The following is a 26,522-nucleotide window of genomic DNA, read 5'->3' on the forward strand; positions in this document are numbered from 1 at the left end:
TTTGGGTCTGTAGCTCAGTTGGTTAGAGCGCACCCCTGATAAGGGTGAGGTCGGTAGTTCAAATCTACTCAGACCCACCACTTCTTTGAAGTGGAAACTAAACAGTAAGTACCAGCATATGTGGGGCTATAGCTCAGCTGGGAGAGCGCCTGCCTTGCACGCAGGAGGTCAGCAGTTCGATCCTGCTTAGCTCCACCACTTTTACTCCTTAAAAATAAACATTCTTAATCAGGTAATAAACTGCTTGAGAATAGAGTGTGTTTAATTTTGAGAAGTTTATTCTCTTGCTCTTTAAAAATTTGGAAAGCTGATATTAAAATTCTTATAGATACTTGTATCTATAAAGAGTTTTCAAAAGTAAAAAATATGCCATTAATCGAAAGATTAATTGGTATCTACTTTAGTATTCTCATCATTATTTGATGAATTAACTTCTGGCGAAGTTAACAGCTGTCACTAACAAAGACCCGTTTGGGTTGTATGGTTAAGTGACTAAGCGTACACGGTGGATGCCTTGGCAGTTGGAGGCGATGAAGGACGTATTAACTTGCGATAAGCCTAGTCAAGCTAGTAAAAAGCGCTTGAGACTAGGATTTCCGAATGGGGAAACCCACCTGCTTGCAGGTATCGTTAACTGAATACATAGGTTAACGAGGCGAACGCGGAGAACTGAAACATCTAAGTACCCGTAGGAACAGAAATCAACCGAGATTCCGGAAGTAGCGGCGAGCGAAACCGGACCAGCCCTTAAGCTTATTATGTGTTAGTGAAACATTCTGGAAAGTTTGACGATACAGGGTGATAGTCCCGTACACGAAAATGCATCTTAAGTGAAATCGAGTAGGTCGGAGCACGTGAAACTTTGACTGAATATAGGTGGACCATCATCTAAGGCTAAATACTCCCAACTGACCGATAGTGAACCAGTACCGTGAGGGAAAGGCGAAAAGAACCCCTGTGAGGGGAGTGAAATAGAACCTGAAACCGTGTACGTACAAGCAGTAGGAGCCCTTCGAGGGTGACTGCGTACCTTTTGTATAATGGGTCAGCGACTTATATTTTGTAGCGAGGTTAACCGATTAGGGTAGCCGTAGTGAAAGCGAGCGTTAACTGCGCGTTTAGTTGCAAGGTATAGACCCGAAACCCGGTGATCTAGCCATGGGCAGGTTGAAGGTTGAGTAACATCAACTGGAGGACCGAACCCACTAACGTTGAAAAGTTAGGGGATGACCTGTGGCTAGGAGTGAAAGGCTAATCAAACCGGGAGATAGCTGGTTCTCCCCGAAATCTATTTAGGTAGAGCCTCGGACGAATACTTACGGGGGTAGAGCACTGTTAAGGCTAGGGGGTCATCCCGACTTACCAACCCTTTGCAAACTCCGAATACCGTAAAGTACTATCCGGGAGACACACGGCGGGTGCTAACGTCCGTCGTGAAGAGGGAAACAACCCAGACCGCCAGCTAAGGTCCCAAAGTCATAGTTAAGTGGGAAACGATGTGGAAAGGCCCAGACAGCCAGGAGGTTGGCTTAGAAGCAGCCATCCTTTAAAGAAAGCGTAATAGCTCACTGGTCGAGTCGGTCTGCGCGGAAGATGTAACGGGGCTAAACTATGCACCGAAGCTGCGGATTCAAACTTTGTTTGAGTGGTAGGGGAGCGTTCTGTAAGCCGTTGAAGGTGTACCGGGAGGTATGCTGGAGGTATCAGAAGTGCGAATGCTGACATGAGTAACGATAATGCGGGTGAAAAACCCGCACGCCGGAAGACCAAGGGTTCCTATCCCATGTTAATCAGGGTAGGGTAAGTCGACCCCTAAGGCGAGGCCGAAAGGCGTAGTCGATGGGAAACGGGTTAATATTCCCGTACTTGGTATAATTGCGATGGGGGGACGGAGCAGGCTAAACAAGCATGGCGTTGGTTGTCCATGTGAAAGTGAGTAGGTTGAGAGTTTAGGAAAATCCGGACTCTTAAGACTGAGACACGAGACGAGCACCTAAGGGTGTGAAGTTGTTGATGCCATACTTCCAGGAAAAGCCTCTAAGCTTCAGATTATACCGAATCGTACCCCAAACCGACACAGGTGGTCAGGTAGAGAATACTAAGGCGCTTGAGAGAACTCGGGTGAAGGAACTAGGCAAAATCGTACCGTAACTTCGGGAGAAGGTACGCTCCTATCTGTGATGAGACTTGCTCTCTAAGCGGACGGGAGCCGCAGTGACCAGGTGGCTGGGACTGTTTATTAAAAACACAGCACTGTGCAAAATCGCAAGATGACGTATACGGTGTGACACCTGCCCGGTGCCGGAAGGTTAATTGATGGGGTTAGTTTTCGGACGAAGCTCTTGATCGAAGCCCCGGTAAACGGCGGCCGTAACTATAACGGTCCTAAGGTAGCGAAATTCCTTGTCGGGTAAGTTCCGACCTGCACGAATGGTGTAACCATGGCCACGCTGTCTCCACCCGAGACTCAGTGAAATTGAAATCGCAGTGAAGATGCTGTGTACCCGCGGCTAGACGGAAAGACCCCGTGAACCTTTACTACAGCTTGGCACTGAACATTGAACCTACATGTGTAGGATAGGTGGGAGGCTTTGAAGCAGAGACGCTAGTCTTTGTGGAGCCGTCCTTGAAATACCACCCTTGTAGTTTTGATGTTCTAACGTTGGTCCCTAATCGGGATTACGGACAGTGCCTGGTGGGTAGTTTGACTGGGGCGGTCTCCTCCCAAAGAGTAACGGAGGAGCACGAAGGTTGGCTAAGTACGGTCGGACATCGTACGGTTAGTGTAATGGTAGAAGCCAGCTTAACTGCGAGACAGACACGTCGAGCAGGTACGAAAGTAGGTCATAGTGATCCGGTGGTTCTGAATGGAAGGGCCATCGCTCAACGGATAAAAGGTACTCCGGGGATAACAGGCTGATACCGCCCAAGAGTTCATATCGACGGCGGTGTTTGGCACCTCGATGTCGGCTCATCACATCCTGGGGCTGAAGTCGGTCCCAAGGGTATGGCTGTTCGCCATTTAAAGTGGTACGCGAGCTGGGTTTAGAACGTCGTGAGACAGTTCGGTCCCTATCTGCCGTGGGCGTTTGAGAATTGAGAGGGGTTGCTCCTAGTACGAGAGGACCGGAGTGAACGAACCGCTGGTGTTCGGGTTGTCATGCCAATGGCACTGCCCGGTAGCTACGTTCGGAACTGATAAGCGCTGAAAGCATCTAAGCGCGAAGCAGGCCTCGAGATGAGTTCTCACTAGACTTTTAAAGTCTCTGAAGGGCCGTTGAAGACTACAACGTTGATAGGCAGGATGTGGAAGTGGTGCGAGCCATTAAGCTAACCTGTACTAATTACCCGTGAGGCTTAACCATACAACGCCAAACGCGTTTTGTGACAGCGTAACAGACAGAAGTTAAGAAACTAAAGTAGACATTTACTTGATATCAGAATTCCGAATTTTAGTTGATTGCTAAGGCGATTAACGACCCAAATTTGCTTGGTGACAATAGCGTTTTGGACCCACCTGATCCCATGCCGAACTCAGTAGTGAAACGAAACAGCGCCGATGATAGTGTGGCATTTGCCATGTGAAAGTAGGACATTGCCAGGCTCCAAATTAAAGAAAGCCCGATTCGAAAGAGTCGGGCTTTTTTGCGTCTGGAGCTTTCAGCCGTCAGCCGTTAGCTGAAATATGGGGTTGTATAGTGCTGAGACTCCCTCAGCAACAAAACCTTGTAGGAGGCACGTCAGTGCCGAATTCAGATCATAACCAACACATTCATGGCTAAAGTCATTGCTACAACTACACTCTTCCTAGAGCCTAGAGCCTAGAGCCTCTGGCAGAGGGAGACTCAGCACCAAACACCTCCACAAAGCGGCTGAAAGCTGATAGCTCTGTGTTGGGTTTCGCTGCGATCTACCCAACGTACCAACCAAATTTACCCTTTGTTGCAATTTTAATCTTGGTTTAGTACCTGAGCTATGTAAAACTATTTGCGTTTTTAAACCACAATCAGGTGACATGAATGTCTCAAATAAAAGCTTGGAAACTTATTAGCCTGTTTTGTTTGGTAAGCTTGCTTATGGGCTGTGAGTCGAAAGAAGAGCAGCTGAAACAAACAATACAACAATCCATAGAAAAAGCTGAGGTTGAATTAAATCAGCTTGGTACAGCGCTTGATAATGGCTCTTTGCGCAATGCGACGATACTTAAACAATACGGACAGGTGCTTGCTGAGCAGCAGCCGCAACTTTCTGAGATCGCACGAGTAATTAGTCTTGATGCGACCCGTGACGGGGCTATTTATACAGGTCTTACACAACGCTTAGCAGATGTTAAGTCTACTTATCTAATACCACCTTATGAAGATACCCTTCATCAACTTGATCTCATTCGTGATGCTGCTAAGCCATCTTTATTTCAAGATGCGCTTACTGATCCTATCAATATGCTTGCAGACATGTCGCAAGGGTCACTAGCAAGGGTTGGCGCTATTAGTGAAGCAGCTGAAGGTGAAAGCGTTGGTAACCAATTGGTCGGTAACCCTAACTATGGGCAGTGGCAAACTAATAGCAACGGTACAAGCTTTTGGGTTTGGTATGGGATGTATCGTATGTTGGGCGATGTATTCGACCGAGTTGAATATGGTCGCTGGAGCAGAAACAGAAAGTACAGCTATTACAATGACTATGGCCGTTATCGTTATTCGAGCCCAAAACAGATTAAAGCACAACAAACGGTAGAGACGCGTACTCGTCAGTCTTATCAACGCCAGGGTAAACAATTCACTAGTCCGTATGCCACTAAACGCAGTGGTGCATCTGGATTAAGCCGAAGCAGCTATACACCACCACGCACCCGTAGTAGCTATGCTTCTAGCAGTAGTTACAGTAAAAGCTCTGGGTCATTACGAAACAGCTCGAGCAGAACATCACGTGGCATTAGCCGCGGTAAGTAGTGAAAAGAATAACCACCGGAGTTACAACATATGTATGAATTTAATGGAATAACAACTTGGTCGTTGCAAGCTTTAGCAATCGACTTTGCAATCATTATCGCTTTATTTGTCAGCCTAAAATTTATCAAAGGCTGGGTATCTAATTTACATGCTAATGATGAAATAACTGAGCGCGATAATTTTGCTTTTGGTATTAGTTTTGCGGCCGGACTTGTGGCACTTGCCATTGTTCTTAGTGGTGTAAGCAGCGGCGCATTTGCACCTACCCTACAACAAGAAGCATTACAAATGCTAGGTTATGGTGTGATGGCAATTGTGCTTATTAAGCTTGGTCATTTCTTCCAAGACAAGGTAGCGCTTCGTAAAGTGAGTCTGCATGACGAAATCGTAAAAGGCAACGCAACTGCTGCATTGATTGATTTTGGTCATGTAGTGAGTGTAGCTATTGTTATTCGCTCAGCTTTATTTTGGGTGGCGACCGAAGGCTGGCATGGTATTCCAATCGTGATCGCGGCCTTTGCAATTGGCAGCATTGCGATGCTATTGATCAGCCAATATCGAGTGCAGTTATTCAAGCGTACTAATCGCAGTGGTGACTGCTTGCAACAAGCGGTTATCGACGGCAACTTAGCCGTGGGTATTCGTTACGCTGGCTTTTTAGTGGGTAGTGCATTGGCATTAACTGCTGCATCAGGTATCGCTCCTTATGCGGCTGACAACATTGCTGCTAGTTTAGGTTACTGGGCATTAAGTGCAGCGGTAAGTTTAGTTGCCTTCATTTTATTACACTTAGTGACTATCAAAATCATCTTATCAGGCTGTGATATTTCAGATGAAGTAAACCGCCAGAAAAACGTAGGTGTAGCAGCTATCTCTGCAGCGGTTTCATTTGCGATAGGTTCGACTATGGCAACCTTGTTAGGTGCCTAATTAAGTGTCTACTACAACAAGCGCCCCAAGTAGGGCCAATCTACTTGGGCATGACTTCCTATTAATAACTGTTATGGCCGTACTCGCTGGGTGCGGCCTTATTTATGAATATCTGCTATCTCATTATGCAGGTCGGGTTCTAGGCTCGGTCGAGAGCGCCATTTATGCCATGATTGGTACCATGATTGTCGCTATGGGTATCGGTGCTTTTTTAGCGCGTTGGTTTAAAGATGCATTTACTGCTTTTGCTTGGCTTGAGAGTATTATTGCTTTGGTCGGCATGGGCTGTATTTTAGCGATTGCTAGCGTTATCGCTGTGAGTTATTCATTGCCGCATATCTTCTCTGAAATTTTTAACCTGCCTGCGGATACTGTCCTTAACGGCTATGTATTTGAAAAGCTACAGGAGTGGTCACGTTTCTTACCCTATGTGTTTGGCCTATTACTCGGGCTATTAATTGGTATGGAGATCCCTTTGATCGCGCGTATTCGCCAGCAGGTTTATGGTCGCTTTTTAGAAAATAATGCGGGTACTATTTACGGGGCTGATTATATTGGCGCCGGTGTCGGTGCTGCGATTTGGGTAAGCATTATGCTTGCAATGCCAATTATGCAAGCGGCAGCTTGGACGGCGTTGTTTAATATTATTGCTGGTCTGGTGTTTTTATGGCGCTATCATCAACATGTTCGCTTCGCTAAGTTATTGTTGGTTTGCCATGTACTGTTGTTGATGTTTTTTGCATTTGTGCTCGTGCTTGGCACCAGCTGGATGAAAAACCTCAGCAATGTTTTATACAAAGATAAAGTCATATACTCGCAAGCAACCAAGTATCAGCACTTAGTGTTAACCGAGCGTTTAAGTCGCAATCAGCCGAATGCAATTACTGATCTTTACCTCAATGGCCGTCTACAGTTCTCAAGTGTGGATGAGCAAATTTATCATTCAATGCTTGTGTATCCTGCTATGTTGGCTTCAAATCGTCATGACCGAGTGTTGATCATCGGGGGTGGTGACGGGCTTGCATTGCGCGATGTTTTGAAGTGGCCAGTAAAGCATGTCACCTTGGTTGATTTAGATGGTCAGTTGTTAAACTTATTTGGCAATGAGGTCGGTGAATATGACGCGCCAGAGGAAATAAGAACACGGTTAACAGCGCTAAATAAGCATTCTATGAGTGATCCTCGCGCTGATATTCGCATTGCAGATGCCTTTTTAGAAGTTGAAGCTATGTTGGCAAAAGGCATGCGCTTTGACACTATTTTGATTGACCTACCAGACCCTAACCATCCTGACCTTAATAAGATGTACAGTGACTATTTTTATAATCATGTGCGTCAGTTGTTGGCGCCTGATGGGGCTGTGGCTGTGCAATCAACATCGCCTTATCATGCGAAAAAAGCGTTTTTAAGTATTGCTAAAACAATGAAAGCAGCTGGCTTTGGTTATGTTGAGCAATACCAACAAAATATTCCTTCGTTTGGTCAATGGGGTTGGACAATCGCGACCACGGCTAGCAAATCAGCAAGTCAGCGAATTCGTGAAACTAACGAATTACCAGTGCCATCTCGTTGGGTAAGTAAAGAATATTTATTGGCTTCTTTTGTGTTCCCGAATCATTTTTTTGAACAAGTAAACACGATAGAAGTCAATAGATTAGGTTCTGGAACCTTATATGATTATTACCGCCAAGCGTGGCAAGTTGAAACCGAATTGTACAAAAATTGATATTTTATAGTTGACATAATATGTCGGCTATGCAAATCTTAACTCAGACATAATATGTCAAAACGTAAAAAGGTGAGACATGGAATTAAATGAACTATCAATCAAACTGGCTTCTTTTGAAACAGAAGGTGTGAGCTTTGAGTCTTTCTTGATTGCCAACGAAGGTGAACAAGATGTGTTACAAGTTATCGTCGATGGGAATGATGAGTTACCTATCTTTGTTACTCAAACAGAAGAGCAATTACTGTGTATTAGCTACCTGTTTGCTGAAAACGAAGTACAAGCAGATATGCGTAATGAGTTAAACGAAACGTTACTACGTTTAAATGTGCCAATTCCATTAAGCGCATTTGCAAAAATTGATGATAAATACGCTATTTTTGGCGCGCTATCGGTTAATTCATCGTTTGATGATATTACCCATGAGTTGGTAACACTGGCGGACAATGCGATTGATGCACTTGAAGCCGTGACCATTTATTTAAACGATTAATTAGCAATTTCTGGAGTTAAGATTATGAGTATTTTAAAGAAACTATTTACAGCTGTACGTGGTGGCGCTCGTGAAGCAGGACAAGCAGTTGTTGATGCAAACGGTATCCGTATCTTTGAACAAGAAATTGCTGATGCACAAAATGCCTTACAACGCGCTAAGAAAAGCCTTACCGAAGTAATGGCAAAAGAGATGCAAACTAAGCGTAAAATTAGCGCACTAGATGCATCAATTGCAGAACATGAAGCGTATGCAGGTCAAGCACTTGAAAAAGGTAACGAAGCGTTAGCATTAGAAATCGCAGAAAAAATCGGTGATTTCGAAGCTGAAAAAGCAGAGCACGAAGAAGTGTTAGCTGGCTTTAGTAACCACATTGTGCAACTAAAGCAGCAAGTTAAAGAAGCTGAAAAGTCGATTAAAGAAAACCAACGTCAATTAACGATGGTTAAAACGACTGAAAGTGTGCAGCAAGCAACAATGGCTGTTAACAGCACGCTAAATACTAATAGTTCATCAATGACATCAGCACGCGAGTCTCTAGAGCGTATTAAGCAGCGTCAGCAAGACCGCCAAGACCAGTTAGGTGCGGCTAAGCAATTAGAAGCTGATACTAACGGCGATGATTTAAAAGCGAAAATGGCTGAAGCGGGTATCGGCGATACCAACCCAAAAAGCGCAGATATTTTGGCGCGTATTAAAGCAAAACAAAATAGCTAATCAGTTAACGGAAAGACAAAAGGTAACCCACGCACTGGGTTACCTTTTTTGCTTCAACAAGGAGTCAGCCAATGTTTAACTTTTTTAAATCTAAAAAAGCCCCAGAGCGTCAGCTTACTGATCCAAGCCAATTACTCGTTGGTGATATGCTAACTGTGATTGATTCGTTCGCTTATCCAAGCTGGTTAAAAGGACAGACACTGCGTGTTATTGATGTGCAAACGTATCAGTATCAACGTAGTGCAGAGTATGAGCTGGTACTCGAGAGTGAATCTGGCCAAGTGGTGTTTTTGCAAATTGAATCAGATGACGGTGAACAATGGGCAAACTTTGCGATCAAAATTCAGCGTGATGATGTTGATGAGATTTTTACCCTTGATGAGTTCGCTCGTATTTTTGATGAAGATGAGCTAACGGCAATTAATGTGCAGAATAGCCCTGAACGCTTTAGCCACTTTTTAGCATCAAGCTATAAACAAACAGAAGCCCCTTATGTGTGTTATTTCCATAATAAGGATTACCGTAATCAGCCTTTACCTCGTTACGAAGACGAAGGCGGTGAACCGTGTGAAATGATTTGTTTAAGCTCTGATGATGAATCACATAGTTTAAATATTGAGATCTGGGAAGGCGGTGAAACAGAAGTATCACTCACGTTAACTAGACCAATTAGCGATATTGTTGATTTATTTCCTGGGGATGCCAAGTGAGTGATGCAAAAGCCAAGTGGCAGCGTCAGGAGCAGGCCGTAAGAGCCACGCAAATGGCGTTTGATTTAAGCAGTGAAGTGCAAAAATCAATAAAAAAACAAGCAATTGACCAAGAGCTTACCCCATCAGATATGATCCGTAAGATTTTGGAGCTCGACGTTAAATCGAAAAAAACCAGGCAGCGTTTATCGTTTAACTTAAATGATGAAGAGATTGCCTTATTGGCTGAGCGTTTTGGTGTTGCAGCCGATGATAAGCGTGCTGTAAAGCAGCGGGTTGCTGAATTACTCATTGAACATAGTAAAAAAAGCTAAGGTTTTGCCTTTACTTCTTTAAGCCCTTACACTGAGACTAGATGTTTGAAAGAAGTGGCATGACTGTGGATATTATTTTACTTGCGTATTTAGTTATTTTTGCATTATTTGGCACTGCAGCAAGTTACTTTGTTCGCTACATTTATGCTTACTGGGTGCATAATACAATGCATGTAAAATACATTTATAAGGCCGGGATTTGTATCATCAGCGTGGTGATAGTATCCGGCCTTATTGCATTACTTACTTAATCTCGATGGCTTGGCATTGCTGTGAGATACACAGCGATTGTACCGGTAAGACAGGTGAACAGTCGTTAACGGTTAATGCTTGACCAGATGACCTCTCAACAGCTGTAATTTGCTCAGCAAGTTGCTCTGCTTTTTCTTGTGCCGTGTTCAATGTTGAATAGACCACATAGCGGCTTGGGCCACCACATGCTCTTTCACCGACTTCTAACACCTTACATTGAAAACTAGCTGTACAACTATTATTACTAACGATATCGTTCAGCTGATCATTTAAATCACTCAAATCAACGCGCACAGAACTACCCGACGTTGTTGTTTCACAACCCGTTAAAGCAATACTTGCTAACATAGTTGTAGTGATGAAAAGTTTCTTTAAAGTCGATGAACGAACCATTATTGCTTATTCCTTAGTATACACTTGCCGCTGAGCCTTCGATTTTAACACAAGTATTAGCAGAACACTGCGCACCTGGTGCGGTTAGATGCTGACAAATACTCATCATGTCGTTCGCTGCGTTAAATTGTTTTTCAAGGGCAGTGATATCTTTTGCAAGTTTTTCAACTTCAGCCGTGTCAGCTGTTTTGGTTGAATAAACAATGAAGCTACTTGGGCCGCCACAGGCACGGCTACCAACAGGTAATACTTTACATTGGCTGCTGTTATCACAGCTTGGATCATCGATTAATTGTTTAAGCTGCTCATGGGCTGAGCTGATAGTGGCTTTATCTGGAGCTGCTTTAGTCACTTCTTCAGTATTTTCTATTTTTACGGCTTTTGGTGCCTCGACAAGTTTATCGCTTGTTGCCGTTGATTCGGCTTGTCCATCCGTTGCAGCGTCAGAGCACGCAGTTAATAACACAGGAAATAAAATTGCCAATAGAGGATAGCGCATAACATACCTAAAAATCGTTGAATAAGTACTCACTATCATACACATTGCTCAAAGTGGAGCAATAAAAACGTTAGTTTTCAGAAAGTAGCTCTGTTATCACAGAGCTACAGGAGTACTAAAGGATTACAAACCGCCTTGGGTTAGTTTGGCTGGGTTGAGTAACTCACTCAATTCTTCACGTGAGATATCAGTATGTTCTGCAGCAACATCAATAATTGGACGGCCTTCTTGATAAGCTAATTTGGCAATTTTAGCTGCTTTGCTATAGCCGATCACCGGATTAAGTGCCGTAACCAGAATTGGGTTTTTGGCGAGTGCTTTATCAACATTGCTCTGGTTTACTTTAAAGCTGGTAATCGCTTTATCTGCAAGTGCCTCACTGCTATTAGCCAGCAGTTCGATACTTTGCAGAATGTTTAAGGCAATCACAGGTAGCATCACATTAAGTTCAAAATTACCAGCTTGACCAGCCACAGTAATAGTGGCGTCATTGCCAATAACTTGTGCGCTGACCATAGCTGCAGCTTCAGGGATTACTGGGTTTACTTTACCTGGCATAATTGATGAGCCTGGCTGTAAGGCTTGAAGCTCGATTTCACCAAGGCCTGCAAGGGGGCCTGAGTTCATCCAGCGCAGGTCATTGGCTATTTTCATCTGTGCTACGGCTAATACCTTAAGCTGACCCGAAAGCGCTACAATAGCATCTTGTGAACCTATGTTATAAAAGAAGTTTTTGCTCGGGCTAAAGCGAATACCTAAATTCTCACTTAAGTGCTGACAAAACTGACCGGCAAACGCTGGATCGGCATTGATACCAGTACCAACGGCTGTACCACCTTGTGCAAGTTCACAAACCCGCTCTAGTGCTTGGCGAATACCTGTCATGGCGTGATCGACTTGTAACTGCCATGCAGCTAATGTTTGCGCAAAACTTACTGGCATGGCATCCATTAAATGAGTGCGACCAGTTTTAACAATATGGCCGACTTCGGCTTGCTTGTTTTGCAAGCTTTGACTGAGTTTATCTAGTTTAGGAAATAGTTCATAAATGATGTTAATAGCGCTACTTACAGCAATTGCTGTGGGGATCACATCATTTGAGCTTTGTCCCATATTCACGTCATCATTGGGGTGAATAGTTTCGTTTGCCAGTTGGCTTGCCAGTGTCGCTATTACCTCATTGGCATTCATATTAGAGCTAGTGCCAGAGCCGGTTTGAAATACATCAACAGGAAACTCTGAAAAGTGTTTACCATCGATGATTTCTTGGCATGCTTGCTCAATTGCTTTCGCTTTGCCTTGGTTCAAGTGACCTAATGCGGCGTTACTTTGTGCGGCGGCTTGCTTAATATAGGCGAGGGCTGTGATAAATTGCTTAGGCATGGCTAAGCCACTAATTTTAAAATTGTTGATAGCACGTTGCGTTTGAGCTTGATACAAAGCGTCTGCTGGGACTTGTAGTTCGCCCATGCTATCTGATTCGGTTCTAAATTGGCTCATAAACACTCCTAAATCGGGTTAAATTCTTGGCTGAGAAGACATGCTTCTCGCTCCAAACTGAAATACTTTTCAATACAGTTATGAGTTTTGTAATAACGCTTTAGCGCAAGTTGCGGTTTATAAAGCTGAGCCAAACATTGTTTACGAATTGCATTATGTACTAATGAATCACACATCTTTTCAAGCAATTCATGAAAGGTGCGTCTTAGATACAGCTCTTGCAAAATAAAGTTGTGATGCTTTTCGTAATAGCGTGCAATGTTTAAACCCGCTTCAACATAGTTAGCAACAAGTGCAGGGGCATGTAGCCCTGGTCTTTGGCAAACACATTTCATTTGCCGCTGATATTGCAGCATAGCATTGTGAGAGTGCATAGAAAAACCGATTAGCTGTAATGATAATTGTTATCATTACAGCTAATCGGTTTTAGTGCAAGTCTTATCTAGTGAAGCTAAGACTGGATAGGTTAACTGTGAGTGATTAATTGTAGCCGAGAATAAAAATCTGGTCTGTTTCATGTTTTTTCGGCGCCTGTACATTTTCTTTATTACATTGAGAAAGTAGTTCGATCACAGTTGCTCTAGCATCACAACTTGTTAAGGCGGCTTTTTCGCTTTCAGCGCGTTCGCTGGCAGCAAGTGCTGCATCTACAGCAGTGTAGGGTGAGATATACATAATATTACTCCTATTGATTAATTCACTTAAGAAATTGCATAAGCTGTACCAATATTAATTAATAATCGTAACCTGCTGAAAATAGTGGTTTTATATTTTTAAATAATAAATACATCGCGACTTTGCTATTTATTTTTGCTTTACTGTTGTGCACGAATTACCAAACATGGTGCATTAATTTATATGGATAAACCCTTCTCTCAAGCCTGTGAAAACAACAAATTACCTATTTTAAACGTATTAGAAGAGTTCTTTTCTGATGTGACGAATGTATTAGAGGTAGGCTCTGGTACGGGGCAACATAGTGTGCATTTTGCAACGCATTTAGCACATTTGCAGTGGCATTGTAGTGATCGCGAGGTTAATCACCCTGGAATTTTAGAGTGGCATCAAGAAGCTGAACTATCTAACTTACATGCGCCATTAACACTCGACCTCAATGATCCTTGGCCTGTTGAAACAGTGAATGCTATTTTTACTGCGAATACGATGCACATTATTAGCTGGCCGCTTGTGGAGAGCTTTTTCCAAGGTGTAGCAAAGCATTTAGCGGCTAAAGGTAAATTGTGTATTTATGGGCCATTTAAGTATCAAGGTAAGTATACCAGTGCCAGCAATGCTGAATTTGATGCTTTTTTAAAACAGCAAGATGAAAATAGTGCCATTCGTGATTTTGAAGCGATTTGCCAACTCGCTGAGCAAGCTGGCTTAACCTTTGTTGAAGATGTGCAAATGCCTGCAAACAACCAATTATTGCTGTTTAAAAGGCAGTAAGCTTTCGCATTGGGCTTTATAGAGCGCCATATGTTGGCGTTCTCTAATTATAAAATCACTGATGGCAGCTGCAAAATCACCGTGCTGAATATGATGCAGTGAATAGGTATATACAGGTTTAAAACCTCGACTTATTTTATGCTCACCTTGCGCGCCAGAGTGGAACTGTTTTAGTTTGTTGGCAATGCAGTATTCAATGCCTTGGTAATAGCAAAGCTCAAAGTGCAAACTATCGAGCTCATAGTTCGTTCCCCAGTAACGACCATATAAACAGTTCTGATCTTTAAAGCTGAGTGTGGCGGCAATCACCTCTCCTTGATATTTAGCGAACATTAGCACCAGTTTGTCGGCCATGCTTTGCTGTAATAACTCGAAAAAAGCGGTATTCAAATAACCATTGTGGCCTGAGCGCTTCAAATAGGTTTGGCGGTAAAAATGACTAAATTGCTGCATGTGCTGTTTGCTGATGTTAGCACCTTCGATCCATTCTACGGCTATCTGCTGTTCAGTTATTTTAGCGCGTTCTTTTTTGAGCGATTTACGCTTTCTTGCGGTGAGTGAAGCTAAAAAATCCTCGAAGCATTTATAGCCTTCATTAAACCACTGAAACTGCACGCCATGACGTTGCATTACGGTGTCGCTAGTTAATGCAGTCGCTTGCTGCTGGTGGCAAAAATTTATATGCCAACCTGACCAGTCTAACTGCGCTGCTGTTGCCGTGAGTATGTGCTGAATGTAAGCATAGACTTCAGTAGGATCAGCATAGTTAATACTAACTCTTTGCCCAGCAATAGGCGTGAATGGCACGCCGCAAAGCCATTTAGGGTAATACCCTAAGCCATGCTGTTGGTAGGCTTCAGCCCAAGCCCAGTCAAATACATATTCACCATAAGAATGATGTTTTAGATACCCGGGTAGTAAGGCTATGACCTGTTCTTGCTGGTAAATTGCTAAGTGCATGGGTTGCCAGCCCGACTCTTCACTCACACAGCCACTTTGTTCTAGAGCCGCTAAAAAAGCGTGATCAGTAAAGGGTGTATCATCAAAAAATGACTGCCAAAGAGCAGCATCAATCTCGCTTATTTGATTAAACCAGCGGTGGCTAAACTCACTCATTGTGCTGCCGATTCAATATCTTTAATGAAACTGCTGATATGCATAGCGAGCTTATCGAAATAAGGGTTAAACGTGAGTCGTGCAAAGGGTTTGTGTGCTTGTAAATTTTCGGCTGTGCGCTCACCCATCACGATGTCTTCTTGGTATTTGCAGGCTGTATAAAGCGTATCGTCATCTAAATAGCTGCCGCAATTTCGGTACAAAGCTTTACGGCCATAGTAAGGGTTGCTGGGTTTATTAACGATACCAATATGTGACATCCCTTTGATTTTTTTACAATCATCTGTATCGCAGTCATCACGGATTATGTGGTAATCAGCAGGAAAGCTGGCTGGGATGTTATTGTCGTCACCATAGTATACAAGGCGATCAAGCTGATTATTTTTGCGCGTTTTTGGGTCGTGCAGTTTAGCTAGTAATTTAAAGGTTGCTTGGTTATCTATCGTGGTGTCAACATCACTAAAGGTGCTAAATATTGCTACATTAGGCTGTTGACGATAACGAAGCTCATCAAGGCTGATACGGCTCATTGCTTCGTGGCTAGCTGAGGCTGCACTAAATGGAAACGACTCATACTTGGCAAAATCAAGATCCGCGTCTTTATCAATCCAATTCACAAATGGAATTGCATCGACCCATTTGGCCAGCCAACCGTTTTTATTGTGTGGCTCGCTTGCCGGTGAAAACAACATAGCAGCTGTAATTTTATTATCGACAGGGCCTTGAGTTAAGTAATCAATAACCAGTGCAGCACCGGTTGAATAACCCCCTAAAATCACCTGATCAAAGTCTTTTAATGTGCGTTCAATGGCATACACACTGGCCTTTTGCCAATCATCGGCATTTATGTCTCTGAGTGCTGCGGGAGCGGTACCATGCCCTGGTAGTAAAATTGTGCGTACCGTATACCCTTGTTGATAATACACTTGTGCAAGGTCGTGATAGGTAAAGGGTGAGTCGGTCAAACCATGGATTAAGAGTACGGCTTTACGGCTATCGGCCTGTTTTAGTTCGAATGGGCTTATTAAATCGGCAACAGTCGCGTTAGCTGGTCGAGCGCCTTGTGCAACAAGCTGCTGATAGGTGTCGGTATAAACAGGGCATGGCAAACTAGCACGCGGATTTTCGCTGCTAATTTGCAGGTACGCAGCGGTTAAATAGTCACTAAATGCTTGCTCGATATTATAGCTAAAGGTGCTATGGGTGCGTGGTAATGGCTCTCTAAACAGCCCTTCGCGTTTACTTTTCATCATTAGTGCTTGGTCTTCAAGCTGAGTAAGGCAGGTTTGTTGCTGTGCCATTAATGGGCTGCTAAATAGCCCACTGATGGCCCAAGAGATAGCAACTAAGTTGATGAATTTCATATTTTAAGCATCCTTTTAAAGCCTGTTTTTAGCTTATCGAGTTATCTTTGATTTGCAAGCAAGCTGCGTCAAGCTAGCGGTAAATGACGCTTAGTGAAAGCTTGTTTTAAGACCACCGTCGACTCGATGTTAGCAATACAATCAATACTACCTAGCTTATGTTTCACAAAGCTTTCATAACTTTCTAAATCAGCGGCAATAATCTTTAGAAGATAATCATAACTACCTGAGATAACAGAACACTCAAGTACATGATCAAGTTTCTCAACTTGTTGTTCAAATTGCTCAGCAGCGGCAACTGAGTTTTGGTTTAGGCGTACAAAGGCATACACAGACACATTTAAATCAACCGCTTTAGGATTGATGGCAGCATGGTAGCCACTGATCACATTCGCTGATTCGAGTTTTTTAATACGGCGCAGGCAAGGAGTATCTGACAGGCTGACAGAATGGGCTAGCTCCGAGACAGAAGTTCTTGCATTATCTTGTAAAGCATTAAGTAATTGTTGGTCTTTTTTATCTAATTTCATTTTTATTTGAGTGATTTTCACTAATCTAGATGGATTCTAGTCTATATTTTGGCGATTAGCACTCATTGAACTCTGTTAACATTATCGCAATATAATTATTTTGGAGTGAGCCTGTGACTGAGAACACAAAGGCATTTGATAGCTGGCTTCGCACCCGTTTTGTTGAGATCAATAGCGCGCTAGAAAAACTATATTGGCAACAAGACGATAAAGCGAATGTAGAAGGTGTAGGTGAAGACCTTAAACGTCAATTAGAGCAAGAAGGTAATGAGCATATTCGTGCCTTACTTGCAGAAGGTAATACCGATGAAGGCTTTGACAACGCATTCGATTTATTAGGTAATGTTGGTTTGTATATGGCGGCATGCCGTCGTCATGAGATTACAGAGCCTTCTCGTGAAACAACCTCCCCCCTTGTCGAAGCCTCAGCACTGGCAATGCATATTGGTGCATCTATTGGTGTAACTCCTCGTTTCGCAACTGCGCATTTAACCACGCACAATAAAGCTGTTGATGGCTTGTATAAGCGCTTTACTGACCTTGAAGATGAGAAAATCTTTGTTGATTACAATACCAAGGGTATTTTAGCGTATAAGCGTGCGGCGGATGCTTTATTAAAAATTCAACCATTGGGCATATCGCACCCTATAGCAGCAGATTTACTAGCAGTGGCAAAGCAAGCACTGCTAGATGTTATTGAGTCGAACAATGCGTTATACAACAAGCTTGATACAGACCGCTTTTTCTATTGTGTACGCCCGTATTACAAGCCGTATCGAGTAGGTAAAGAGGTATATCGTGGCGCGAATGCTGGTGATTTTGCGGGCATTAATGTTATCGATTTACTGCTTGGTCTTTGTTTTGCTAATGAACCTAGCTACTCGCAAATGCTGGTGGATAAATTCTTGTATATGATGCCTGAAGATCAGCAAATTTTGCGTGAAAGCATGCGTATGACAAGTATTATGGATGATTTTTTAGCTGCAGAAGCTGAGCGCGATAGCGAATGGCTACAAACTAATTTAAAGCTGTTTATTCAAGTGTGCAAACTGCATGGTGATACTGCGATTGGGCATCATAATCAATTGGTTAGTAAATACATTGCACAACCTTCACAGAAAATGCAGCAACAGCATATGGATAAAGTCACAGCCAGTGGGCCTCCTTTACACATGTTACTTAACTCACTAGAGCAGTTACGAGATCGTCGTGCGGCAGCAAAACGTGATGATATTCGCACCCGTTTTGATGATTTAACTAAATTAAAACAGTGGATTAAGTAATGAACAAAAACGATTTTGTAATTCCACAAGGCAGCTATTTGCTTAACCATTCTGTGGGGCGACCATTAAAATCAGCTGAGCAGCACTTCCATCAGCAGTTTTTTGCAGCTTGGCAAAATGAAAATAAAGAACCATGGCAACAGTGGCTGCAAGGTGTCGAGGCATTTACAAGCAGTCTCGCTAAGTTATTTAACTCGCAAAAGGAGTTGTTTTGCCCGCAAGTTAATTTATCGAGTGGCTTAACCAAGCTTTTGATGTCGCACCCGCGACTTCAGCAAGAAAACAGCAAAGTGTTGATGGCAGAAAGTGATTTTCCAAGTATGGGCTTTGCAATGCAAAAAGCTTTACCTGAAAGTGCAGAAATCGTGTTTATTGGAAAACATGAAGATTTAACCGATGCTCACGTTTGGCAGTCATATTTAGCGAATAATGAAATTGATTTAGTCTTCATTAGCCATGTTTATTCAAACACAGGCCAGCAAGCACCTATCCGTGAAATTATAAATATAGCAAAGCAACACAACACATTGACTTTGCTTGATGTTGCACAGTCTGCGGGGATTCTAGAGGTTGACTTAACTAAGCTTGATGCCGATTTTATGCTGGGCTCAAGCGTGAAATGGTTATGTGGTGGACCTGGTGCTGCTTATTTATGGGTTAACAGCAACCAACTTTCATTTTGTCGGCCACAAGATGTTGGCTGGTTTTCTCATCAAAACCCATTTGAATTTGATATTAAGCACTTTGCTTATCATCAAACCGCGTTGCGCTTTTGGGGGGGAACACCTTCAGTTGCACCTTATATTTTGGCTTCGCATAGTATTAATTACTTTGCAGAGCTGGGTATTGCGAAAGTACGAGCGCATAACTTAGCAATGCTCGCACAGTTTCATGAGCAATTAGCTGATTATATGCGCTCACCAAAGCAAGCTGATAAATGCTCTGGAACTGCCATTATGCATTTTGGTGAGCAACAAGCGGCTGTTAAAGCAGCGCTTGAGGCTGCGAATATTGCTGTTGATGAGCGTCACTTAGGTTTAAGAGTCTCTGCTCATATTTATAATGATCAGCAGGATATAAACACTTTTATTACGACTGTGAAAAGCGTTTTAGATTAAGTGCTTGCCGGGCTTTTGCTTTTACTGAACGCCAATGGGTCATTGGCTTTTCGGGGACCAGCGCCAAAATTTGCTCAAAGTCGATGTCATCAATACAGACTTCATTACTGTGGGCAAACATAATTCGTTTTGGTTGCAGCGCTTTTAGCATCAGCAAAGAGTTCAAATACAGCTTAGGATAAAAAACAGGAAAGGGCGGCACTAGCTGTCCTTTTACTTTTACTAGTAAATCAGCAATGTAAATTCGCTCACTGGGGATATGGTATAGACTAATATCTCGGTCGGTATGACCTGGGCTATGTAGCGCCTGCCAATCCTCAAAGCCGGGTAGGGTTTCATCTGTTGTAAGGTAGTAATCAGCATCGAGGTGACGACTATACCAAAGGTTATGACGCTTTTTATTTAATCTTCCAGCGACCCACCAAGCCAAAGCGATATCGGTTAAGTGCATTAAGAAACCATCAATGCCTCGATACCATTGTCCAGGGGCATTTGATGTAGCAATTTTGGCGCCGCTTAACTTTCTTAATGCATGAGCCCCACCTGCATGATCTGGATGCATATGGGTTACTACAATCAGTTTTAAGTTTGTGATAGGGCGCTTTAGTTGCTCGGTGATATAGTCAAACACGGTATTAACATCCGCGCGGCAACAACCATCAAGTAGCATCAATTTATCTGAATATTCAATCAAATAGATATTTTGAATATAGCCTTCGAGCGTGTGAATTTGCAAAACAATTGATTCCTAAACTTAGTCAGCAAACCTGTTATATCATGTCTGACCAGTTTTAGTAAGTTAAGCTAATTGGACTGTGTGCTCTGTTCTTTGAGTAATTTTTTGTGTTCTTCTAGTTGTGCTACTTGCTTTTCGAGGATAGCTATTTGGCTTTTATAGTAGGTGTTAATACGTTTGCTTTGTTTACTTATAGCGTCATCAATAGACTTTGCACCTAACCTGTTCGCAGCATCTTGGGTCATATTATTAAGTCTGTTAATACGCTCATTTTGCTGTTTTTGCAGCTCTTTGATTTCTAACTGAAGGCGGTCTATTTCGCGATCCGCTTTTTGAATCTTTAAGTAATCCTCGACACTTAAGTCGGTTGGTTTTTGTTGTTTCTGTTCTTGCTCTGTGGCTGGAGTGAGATTACTTACTGGTGATGGTGTAATTTTTACGATTTCTGCATCCTTACCACAAGGCTTCTCTGTAAAGGTGGCAACCCCGTCAATCATGCACTTATAAATAGTGGCTTGGCTGTAGGTGCTGGCAAATAGAGCAAGAGTAAACAGAGCAAAACGAAACATAGCATCACTTTGTGTAGCAAATAGATACTTAGCATGCATGAAATATAATGAGGTGTGCAAGTTTTTTGGGCATAAAAAAACCGCTTAAAAGCGGTTTTTAACAATAAAATGGTGGAGAAGGAGGGATTCGAACCCTCGATAGAGCTACAAACCCTATACTCCCTTAGCAGGGGAGCGCCTTCGGCCACTCGGCCACCTCTCCAGCGCATAATTCTGATTGTAATTTGCTGAAATAAATCAGCAAATAAAAATAAGTGGTGGAGAGATAGGGATTTGAACCCTAGAGGGGCTACAAACCCCTGCCGGTTTTCAAGACCGGTGCATTCGACCACTCTGCCATCTCTCCACGTCGTGATGCGAGAATAATACTTAGCTGAATCGGCTGTGTAAATAGGAAAAAGTTTGTTTGCTTGTTTTTTGAGCGTAAAGAGGGCGTTTTTTTGTAAAAAGGTTTAATTTTTTCTGTTTTTCACTGAAAAGAAGGGGATGGGGCAGTAAACGGAGGAGCTAAAGAAGGATCTTCGTTAGTGGTTGGGTGTTTACTGCACCTAAAAAGTAACCATGGTTGGGGATTACTTATGTTGTACTGCGCCGCCAAGTGCTAACTTTTTGCCGTAGCGATTAAGTTTTGCCAACATTTTAGCTTTGCGGTTTGTTGGTTTTACGGCAACATGAGTTGCAGCGTTTTGGTTTAATGTATTAATTGGGTTCATTACTTTGCTCCGGGTTGTGTTTGGTTGAAAACGTGGGTATTTTGCAATCAAACTGGACAAAAATAAAACGATAAAAATTGAGTCTGCCAGATAACTTTTTCTAATCCGAAAGTGTTTTATTAACATAGGGTTAAGCTTTTGCACTTACTCTTGTTTGCATGGTTATGCAGTTGTGTTTGTAGTGAAGTGCAGGTAAATAAAGGTTTTTAACTTTTTGTATTTTTATTTATGCGTTTTTAAAGTGAGAAAGTGACTAATTATTCAGATTAATATAATTTGAGTGAGCTTGGGTTTTCGCCACGTAAGAAAAGAAGTAACCGTTGATGTTGATAATAATAAAGCCAAGTGACAAAAAAAATCATAAAAACAGTGTTGATTGGCTACTAAACGAATGTAAAAAAAGAGAGATAGAACCAGAGCTATATTTAACTACAGGCAACTTTGAGAATGATTGCGCTGAAATTGCTCTTTTAGCTAGGAGCCAGACTCAAGTTGTGGTAATTGGTGGTGATGGGACTTTGCATTTAGCTGTTAATGCATTAATGACGAGTAGCTGTTCTATTGCGCTAATTCCGGCTGGCACGGGAAATGATTTTGCTCGTGGCTTTGCTTGTCAGCAACAGGCTTGGTATGAGGCTATTTTCAATAGCCGTACTAAGTTAATTGATATTGGCCAAATCAATCAGCGCTATTTTGTTAATGTTGCGGGTATTGGTTTTGACGCTGAAGTGGTCGTCGAATTAAACAAAGCTGGTCATTTTAGCTCGTTTGGTTATACATGGCAGGGCATTAAACAGCTATTTTCATTTCAGGCTCAGCCTCTTCAGGGAAAGTTTAATGGTAAAGCTCTCTCTTACAGTAATTTAGCGACGATTTTTGCCAATCATCACTACTTTGGAGGTGGTTTGAAAATTGCCCCTCAGGCAAAGTTAAACGATGGTCAACTGGACTGTTACTGCATGCCAGCTGGCGGCTTGTTGAAAAACCTGATCAGCTTTTTATATTTACTGCTAGTGAAGCACCACCGCTTGCAAGCACTGGAATATACCCGTTTAACAAGTGCTGAAGTAACCACGAAAGGGTTGGTTATTGAAGCCGATGGTGAGTTTGTGGGTTTTACACCTGCTAAAGTTAAGGTACACAAACAAGCGTTACGTTTTCATGTACCATAAAAAAGCGCCGGCAATATTTGCCAGCGCTTGGTGTTAGAGGCGACATAGTCACTTCTAACTGGGGACGGTGCTTTTTTGTTGCAGGTTACGTGCAGCAAAAAATGCTTTAATTTGTCGAGTTGGAGTCAGCACGATAGCATTACCAAATAACACTAGGCTAAATCCCATAAAGGTGTTCGCTTGCCATTCGAATCCTTCAAATAAGGTACTTAATACCACTGCAACCAGCGGGAATAATACAATGACATAGCTTGCGCGCTCAGGGCCGATATTTTTTAGTAGTGCAAAGTAACAAGCAAATGCGATTACGGTACCAAACACTGCTAAGTACAAGAGCGATATCCAATAACTGGCCGGGGCATTCAATGTAAGCTCAACATCGCTCACTAAAACGTAAGCTGCTAGGCTTAAAGCGCTGTATAACATACCCCAGGCATTGCCCTGAAGTACGCCAATATTGCGCTGAGAATTTCGGACGCTGACCATATTACCCAATGAAGCCACAAAGGTCCCAGATAGCGCAAGTAGTAACCCGACCAACGCACCATTACTCAAGTCGAATTGCTGAATTTGTGGCCAAAACAAACTGGCAATACCTAATACGCCCAATAAAGCGCCAAAGTAAATTCGTTTAGCAATCGGCTTTGCGAAGAATAGTCTGGTATTAATAATGTTCATTAATAGCAACATAGAGAACGCAATTGAGGCCATTGCAGAGCTGAGGTAGTTCTGCGCCCAATACAGTACTAAATAATTTAAACCAAAGTTAAATAAAGCCAATAATGCAAAAAATCCGTGATCACGCAGTGAATATTGCATAGGTAGTTTTTTCGCTAGCACAAAGGTCCACATTAAAATGGCTGCAATGGCAAAACGATAAAATAAAGAGACCTCAACTGCGACATCACCTAGTTGAAACTCAATAGCTAGCCAAGTCGATCCCCAGATCAGCACTGTAGCAAGGTAGAGAGCGGCGCTTTTCATAGTTAGTACCTAAAAATTGAAAGTATGTTCATTTTAATCTGCTTCTGTATACTTAACATATACAGAAAACTAAAAATGCAACCTATACAGTTTGGTGGGCTATGTCACAAGTTATCAGTCGCAGTAACAGTGAGTTCTTATATCAACAAGTTATTCAGCTAGTTAGAGATCTTTGCTTGCAGGGCTCGCTATTACCGGGTGAGAAATTACCTTCGCTCAGAAAAATGGCAGATAAGCTAAACATTAGCATTCCTACGGTAAAACAAGCTTATCAATTACTTGAAGGGCAAGGATTGATTGAAGCGAGAGAAAAGTCTGGGTACTTTTTAAAGTCTTCTCAGTTAAATCAATCTCGGCCAAAGCGAGTCAGGCTTAGTCGAGAGCCAACCACAGTAAACAAGCAAGGATTGATTGAGCAAGTTTATGGTGCCATCCATAAAGCCAATGTGGTGCCATTTGGCATTGCTAACCCAGTAGCCGCAGCTCCGACAGATAAGGCGCTGGCAAGAACAATGCGCCGAGTAATGACACTGGCTGGCGCATCGGCAATTAATTACGGCCCGATGGATGGTTTTGCACCACTTAAAAAACAACTCATTCATCGCTATTTGGACTTTGGCATTGGTGTTGATAGCGATGAGTTAGTGATCACCAATGGTGCCCAAGAGGCGTTGGCTATTGCCCTGAAGTGCGTTGCTAAACCCGGGGATGTTATTGCTATCGAGTCGCCTTGTTATTTTGGCATTATTGAATTAATTGAGAGCTTAGGCTTGAAGGCACTGGAAATACCGCTGTGCCCCGATGAAGGAATATGGCTTGATGACTTGGTTCAAGCACTCGATGAGCATGATATAAAAGCGTGTGTGTTTTCAACCTCATTAAATAACCCAGTTGGCAGTTTTATGCCTGATGCCAAGCGTGAGCAATTAGTGGCACTTTTAGAGCAGCGCGAGGTGGTGCTCATTGAAGATGATGTTTATGGCGACCTACATTTTACAGCTAAGCGTGCCACTCCTGCACAAGCTTATTCAAAAAAGGGGTTAGTGATCACCTGTGCCTCATTTTCAAAAACAGCCGCACCTAGTTACCGCATAGGTTGGATCATTGCAGGTAAGTTTGCTGAACAAGCAAGGCGACACAAGCGCGCGCTTAGTTGCTCTGCGCCGCTTATAAATCAGTGGACCTTGTATGAGTTTATAGCCAGTGGTGAGTACGACCGTAATATACGCTTGCTAAGACAGCGCTTGAGTACCAACAAAGAGCGTATGATTTGGTGCCTGCAGCAATATATGCCAAGTTGTGCGCGTATTAGTAACCCGCAAGGGGGCTGTGTTATCTGGGTTGATCTTGGTAGCCAATATGATGCGGTAAAACTATTTCATTTGGCACTTGAGGCAGGGATTAGTATTACCCCTGGGTTGATATTCTCAGCGGGTAAAAAGTACCGTAGTTGTTTTCGCTTAAGCTATGGTTTGCCTTGGTCTGAAAGTTTGGAACAGGCGATTAAAACGTTATCGCAACTGACCGTGCTGGCCAAAAAATAAAAAAGCGCAGAGCAAGCTCTGCGCGAAAGGACCAAGTGTTTTGGTTCAGGGATGTTAATTTCTTAACTGGTCAATTACTCTGCGTTCTGTTTAAAAGTAAATAATTGATATTCTTTTAGCTGTGGTACTAGAACCACTAATTCTTGTTCTTTATGAGCGATATCAGCAAAACTGCCACATAATGCATCTGCTCGCTCTTCTAGCTGAGCTGCTTGGGTTTCTACGCGAGCTTCGATTTGTGCGCCCATGTTTTCCATACGTTGCTCAAACTCATCCATGTCGCCACCCGAACCTAAAAGCTCAGAGCCAAGAGCCACTAAAATACTGCCCATCGATTGCATCATGGCTGACTCTACTGCTGATTCGATTTGCTCATCGAATTGATCTTCAAAGTTTTGGCCAAATTTTTCAAAGTTTTGTTGACCCATTGTGAACGCACCTTGTTGGTAGAAAGCGTTTTGCACTTCTACGCTGATATCGTCCATTAATTCTGAAATGTCACTTAGGCCATCAATGTTGAAAGCATTTGATACTTCTTCGATTGCTACGCCGGCTATTTTTACACCATCAAGTGCGATATTAGCTACTTCAGGAAGTTGGCTGCGCAAGCTGTCTGAGTAATCTGCAATTGCTTGCTGTTGTGAAGCATTAAGGGATACGCTTTGGCCATCGATATATAAAGTATGTTGGTCGATGATTTTCATGCTGCGATTATCGGCTGTGTATACTTCTAACTCACTTGGAGTGATACGCACATCATTTATAAATTCGACATCACATTGCTCACCGCTGAATGAAATATTTGTATCATTATCGTTATGAGCCATTGCGCTGGTAGCGATAAATAAAGAACTTAGTAACAATAACTTTTTCATTTTTTTCTTTCCTGTTTGAAATGACATAAAAATATAATCAAATAGGATGCCAAATATTATAAATTCATTTATTTCATTGGCTTATGGTGTTTTAGGGTTTTTATTGGAAGTGCACGGAATAATTTTTTAACCATTTTTTAGTCAAATTAACTAAAAAATACACATGCATAAATGACTTTTATCGAAACGATAAAAAACTCTCACTTTTCAGAAATCAAATTTAGCGCTATTTATTCACAATATTGACATATGACCTATTTAGCATGGGTGTATGGCTTTATTTTGGTGGTTTTTTAGATACTAAATAACTACTGAGCTTTTTAATCTTTGCCAATTCATCAAGCAAATTTTAATCTCAAGAATTGGTCTCAAACACTTTATGGAGTGGGTTGTGGGTAAGACATTTAGTTATGACGCGCTAGATGACGATTTTGTTGAAGACGAGTACGAAATGGTCGGGCGTAATCAACACGACAAGAAAAAGCAACGCGTTAAGAAGAAGTTGGAAGACTATCTTGAACAAAAACGCTTGCGTAGAAACTTAGGCGATGACGACTTTGATGAGTACTTGAACGACTAAGCA

The 26,522-nt window shown here is 42.5% G+C and carries 27 protein-coding genes, 4 tRNA genes and 2 rRNA genes; 18 read left to right on the plus strand and 15 right to left on the minus strand.

Annotated features, from left to right (window positions below):
• Positions 1 to 3 precede the first annotated feature (3 nt).
• The 12 genes from J8Z25_RS00185 (at position 4) to J8Z25_RS00240 (ending at position 10,093) form a co-directional block, all read left to right on the plus strand.
• Positions 4 to 80: transfer RNA gene (locus J8Z25_RS00185), tRNA-Ile, on the plus strand.
• 42 nt (positions 81 to 122) lie between these two features.
• Positions 123 to 198 (plus strand) — tRNA-Ala (locus J8Z25_RS00190).
• Positions 199 to 482: 284 nt separating this feature from the next.
• A 23S ribosomal RNA gene (locus J8Z25_RS00195) occupies positions 483 to 3,365 on the plus strand.
• Positions 3,366 to 3,489: 124 nt separating this feature from the next.
• A 5S ribosomal RNA gene (gene rrf / locus J8Z25_RS00200) occupies positions 3,490 to 3,604 on the plus strand.
• A gap of 415 nt (positions 3,605 to 4,019) precedes the next feature.
• Positions 4,020 to 4,952: a CHAD domain-containing protein gene (locus tag J8Z25_RS00205; RefSeq protein ID WP_130050098.1), complete on the plus strand. Its 933-nt coding sequence runs from the start codon at positions 4,020 to 4,022 to the stop codon at positions 4,950 to 4,952.
• Between the two features lie 30 nt (positions 4,953 to 4,982).
• Complete coding sequence (locus tag J8Z25_RS00210) at positions 4,983 to 5,882, plus strand: DUF350 domain-containing protein (protein ID WP_130050097.1); 900 nt, start codon at positions 4,983 to 4,985, stop codon at positions 5,880 to 5,882.
• A gap of 73 nt (positions 5,883 to 5,955) precedes the next feature.
• The gene (locus J8Z25_RS00215) at positions 5,956 to 7,608 is read left to right on the plus strand and encodes a polyamine aminopropyltransferase (RefSeq protein ID WP_502934597.1); all 1,653 of its coding nucleotides are present in this window, start codon (positions 5,956 to 5,958) and stop codon (positions 7,606 to 7,608) included.
• 79 nt (positions 7,609 to 7,687) lie between these two features.
• Entirely contained in the window at positions 7,688 to 8,101 is a 414-nt protein-coding gene (locus J8Z25_RS00220) for a YjfI family protein (RefSeq protein ID WP_054563728.1), read from the plus strand.
• Positions 8,102 to 8,125: 24 nt separating this feature from the next.
• Positions 8,126 to 8,818 (plus strand): PspA/IM30 family protein, encoded by a 693-nt coding sequence (locus J8Z25_RS00225; protein ID WP_130050095.1) that lies wholly within the window; start codon positions 8,126 to 8,128, stop codon positions 8,816 to 8,818.
• A gap of 71 nt (positions 8,819 to 8,889) precedes the next feature.
• Positions 8,890 to 9,528 (plus strand): hypothetical protein, encoded by a 639-nt coding sequence (locus J8Z25_RS00230; RefSeq protein ID WP_130050094.1) that lies wholly within the window; start codon positions 8,890 to 8,892, stop codon positions 9,526 to 9,528.
• Positions 9,525 to 9,842, plus strand: coding sequence for a hypothetical protein (locus J8Z25_RS00235; protein WP_054554605.1), 318 nt, complete (start codon positions 9,525 to 9,527; stop codon positions 9,840 to 9,842). Before J8Z25_RS00230 ends, J8Z25_RS00235 begins: the two co-directional genes overlap by 4 nt.
• A 65-nt stretch (positions 9,843 to 9,907) precedes the next feature.
• Positions 9,908 to 10,093 (plus strand): hypothetical protein, encoded by a 186-nt coding sequence (locus J8Z25_RS00240; RefSeq protein ID WP_130052220.1) that lies wholly within the window; start codon positions 9,908 to 9,910, stop codon positions 10,091 to 10,093.
• Here the strand turns inward: J8Z25_RS00240 and J8Z25_RS00245 are convergent.
• From J8Z25_RS00245 to J8Z25_RS00265, 5 genes are all read right to left on the minus strand, one after another.
• Positions 10,086 to 10,487: a hypothetical protein gene (locus tag J8Z25_RS00245; RefSeq protein ID WP_130050093.1), complete on the minus strand. Its 402-nt coding sequence runs from the start codon at positions 10,485 to 10,487 to the stop codon at positions 10,086 to 10,088. The two genes, J8Z25_RS00240 and J8Z25_RS00245, sit on opposite strands and share 8 nt — an antisense overlap.
• Before the next feature lie 13 nt (positions 10,488 to 10,500).
• Positions 10,501 to 10,986 carry a hypothetical protein gene (locus J8Z25_RS00250; RefSeq protein ID WP_167658782.1) on the minus strand — a complete coding sequence of 162 codons (486 nt, stop codon included), beginning with the start codon at positions 10,984 to 10,986 and terminating at the stop codon, positions 10,501 to 10,503.
• Between the two features lie 123 nt (positions 10,987 to 11,109).
• Positions 11,110 to 12,486 (minus strand): class II fumarate hydratase, encoded by a 1,377-nt coding sequence (locus J8Z25_RS00255; RefSeq protein ID WP_130050091.1) that lies wholly within the window; start codon positions 12,484 to 12,486, stop codon positions 11,110 to 11,112.
• Between the two features lie 8 nt (positions 12,487 to 12,494).
• Positions 12,495 to 12,860, minus strand: a complete 366-nt coding sequence (locus J8Z25_RS00260) for a hypothetical protein (RefSeq protein WP_167658784.1) — start codon at positions 12,858 to 12,860, stop codon at positions 12,495 to 12,497.
• A 106-nt stretch (positions 12,861 to 12,966) separates the two neighbouring features.
• Entirely contained in the window at positions 12,967 to 13,161 is a 195-nt protein-coding gene (locus J8Z25_RS00265) for a hypothetical protein (RefSeq protein WP_130050090.1), read from the minus strand.
• A gap of 183 nt (positions 13,162 to 13,344) precedes the next feature.
• Between J8Z25_RS00265 and J8Z25_RS00270 the strand changes: the two genes are divergently transcribed.
• Positions 13,345 to 13,935: a DUF938 domain-containing protein gene (locus J8Z25_RS00270; RefSeq protein WP_130050089.1), complete on the plus strand. Its 591-nt coding sequence runs from the start codon at positions 13,345 to 13,347 to the stop codon at positions 13,933 to 13,935.
• Here the strand turns inward: J8Z25_RS00270 and J8Z25_RS00275 are convergent.
• From J8Z25_RS00275 to J8Z25_RS00285, 3 genes are all read right to left on the minus strand, one after another.
• The gene (locus J8Z25_RS00275; protein WP_250661494.1) at positions 13,912 to 15,051 is read right to left on the minus strand and encodes a GNAT family N-acetyltransferase; all 1,140 of its coding nucleotides are present in this window, start codon (positions 15,049 to 15,051) and stop codon (positions 13,912 to 13,914) included. The two genes, J8Z25_RS00270 and J8Z25_RS00275, sit on opposite strands and share 24 nt — an antisense overlap.
• On the minus strand, positions 15,048 to 16,415 hold the full coding sequence (locus tag J8Z25_RS00280; protein WP_239976722.1) for an alpha/beta hydrolase: 1,368 nt from the start codon (positions 16,413 to 16,415) through the stop codon (positions 15,048 to 15,050). The genes J8Z25_RS00275 and J8Z25_RS00280 overlap by 4 nt, the downstream gene beginning before the upstream one ends.
• Positions 16,416 to 16,483: 68 nt before the next feature.
• Positions 16,484 to 16,945 carry an Lrp/AsnC family transcriptional regulator gene (locus J8Z25_RS00285; RefSeq protein ID WP_130050086.1) on the minus strand — a complete coding sequence of 154 codons (462 nt, stop codon included), beginning with the start codon at positions 16,943 to 16,945 and terminating at the stop codon, positions 16,484 to 16,486.
• Between the two features lie 113 nt (positions 16,946 to 17,058).
• On the opposite strand from J8Z25_RS00285, the gene J8Z25_RS00290 reads away from it, so the two are divergent.
• Together J8Z25_RS00290 and J8Z25_RS00295 are read left to right on the plus strand one after the other, a co-directional pair.
• Positions 17,059 to 18,228 (plus strand): PrnB family protein, encoded by a 1,170-nt coding sequence (locus J8Z25_RS00290; protein ID WP_239976721.1) that lies wholly within the window; start codon positions 17,059 to 17,061, stop codon positions 18,226 to 18,228.
• Positions 18,228 to 19,346: an aminotransferase class V-fold PLP-dependent enzyme gene (locus tag J8Z25_RS00295; RefSeq protein ID WP_250661495.1), complete on the plus strand. Its 1,119-nt coding sequence runs from the start codon at positions 18,228 to 18,230 to the stop codon at positions 19,344 to 19,346. The genes J8Z25_RS00290 and J8Z25_RS00295 overlap by 1 nt, the downstream gene beginning before the upstream one ends.
• Here J8Z25_RS00295 and J8Z25_RS00300 read toward each other — a convergent pair.
• The 5 genes from J8Z25_RS00300 to J8Z25_RS00320 form a co-directional block, all read right to left on the minus strand.
• Entirely contained in the window at positions 19,318 to 20,082 is a 765-nt protein-coding gene (locus J8Z25_RS00300; protein WP_250661496.1) for an MBL fold metallo-hydrolase, read from the minus strand. The genes J8Z25_RS00295 and J8Z25_RS00300 overlap by 29 nt on opposite strands.
• A 68-nt stretch (positions 20,083 to 20,150) precedes the next feature.
• Positions 20,151 to 20,651 (minus strand): DUF4124 domain-containing protein, encoded by a 501-nt coding sequence (locus J8Z25_RS00305; protein WP_167658791.1) that lies wholly within the window; start codon positions 20,649 to 20,651, stop codon positions 20,151 to 20,153.
• 109 nt (positions 20,652 to 20,760) lie between these two features.
• Positions 20,761 to 20,853 (minus strand) — tRNA-Ser (locus J8Z25_RS00310).
• A gap of 53 nt (positions 20,854 to 20,906) precedes the next feature.
• A tRNA-Ser gene (locus J8Z25_RS00315) sits at positions 20,907 to 20,997 on the minus strand.
• A 226-nt stretch (positions 20,998 to 21,223) separates the two neighbouring features.
• The gene (locus J8Z25_RS00320) at positions 21,224 to 21,364 is read right to left on the minus strand and encodes a hypothetical protein (RefSeq protein ID WP_166341396.1); all 141 of its coding nucleotides are present in this window, start codon (positions 21,362 to 21,364) and stop codon (positions 21,224 to 21,226) included.
• 323 nt (positions 21,365 to 21,687) lie between these two features.
• Between J8Z25_RS00320 and J8Z25_RS00325 the strand changes: the two genes are divergently transcribed.
• On the plus strand, positions 21,688 to 22,536 hold the full coding sequence (locus tag J8Z25_RS00325; protein WP_239976717.1) for a diacylglycerol/lipid kinase family protein: 849 nt from the start codon (positions 21,688 to 21,690) through the stop codon (positions 22,534 to 22,536).
• Between the two features lie 54 nt (positions 22,537 to 22,590).
• Here the strand turns inward: J8Z25_RS00325 and J8Z25_RS00330 are convergent, their stop codons facing one another.
• Entirely contained in the window at positions 22,591 to 23,520 is a 930-nt protein-coding gene (locus tag J8Z25_RS00330; protein WP_130050080.1) for a DMT family transporter, read from the minus strand.
• A 101-nt stretch (positions 23,521 to 23,621) separates the two neighbouring features.
• Here J8Z25_RS00330 and J8Z25_RS00335 point away from each other — a divergent pair, with 101 nt between their 5' ends.
• On the plus strand, positions 23,622 to 25,064 hold the full coding sequence (locus tag J8Z25_RS00335) for an aminotransferase-like domain-containing protein (protein WP_130050079.1): 1,443 nt from the start codon (positions 23,622 to 23,624) through the stop codon (positions 25,062 to 25,064).
• A 74-nt stretch (positions 25,065 to 25,138) separates the two neighbouring features.
• Here the strand turns inward: J8Z25_RS00335 and J8Z25_RS00340 are convergent, their stop codons facing one another.
• A complete protein-coding gene (locus J8Z25_RS00340; protein ID WP_167658793.1) occupies positions 25,139 to 25,939 on the minus strand; it encodes a YggN family protein in 801 nt (266 codons plus the stop codon).
• A 391-nt stretch (positions 25,940 to 26,330) separates the two neighbouring features.
• On the opposite strand from J8Z25_RS00340, the gene J8Z25_RS00345 reads away from it, so the two are divergent.
• Positions 26,331 to 26,519, plus strand: coding sequence for a PA3496 family putative envelope integrity protein (locus tag J8Z25_RS00345; protein WP_082389337.1), 189 nt, complete (start codon positions 26,331 to 26,333; stop codon positions 26,517 to 26,519).
• The last annotated feature ends 3 nt before the right edge of the window (positions 26,520 to 26,522 follow it).

This window comes from Pseudoalteromonas sp. SCSIO 43101 (assembly GCF_023650775.1).
In the GTDB taxonomy this organism is placed as follows: domain Bacteria; phylum Pseudomonadota; class Gammaproteobacteria; order Enterobacterales; family Alteromonadaceae; genus Pseudoalteromonas; species Pseudoalteromonas apostichopi.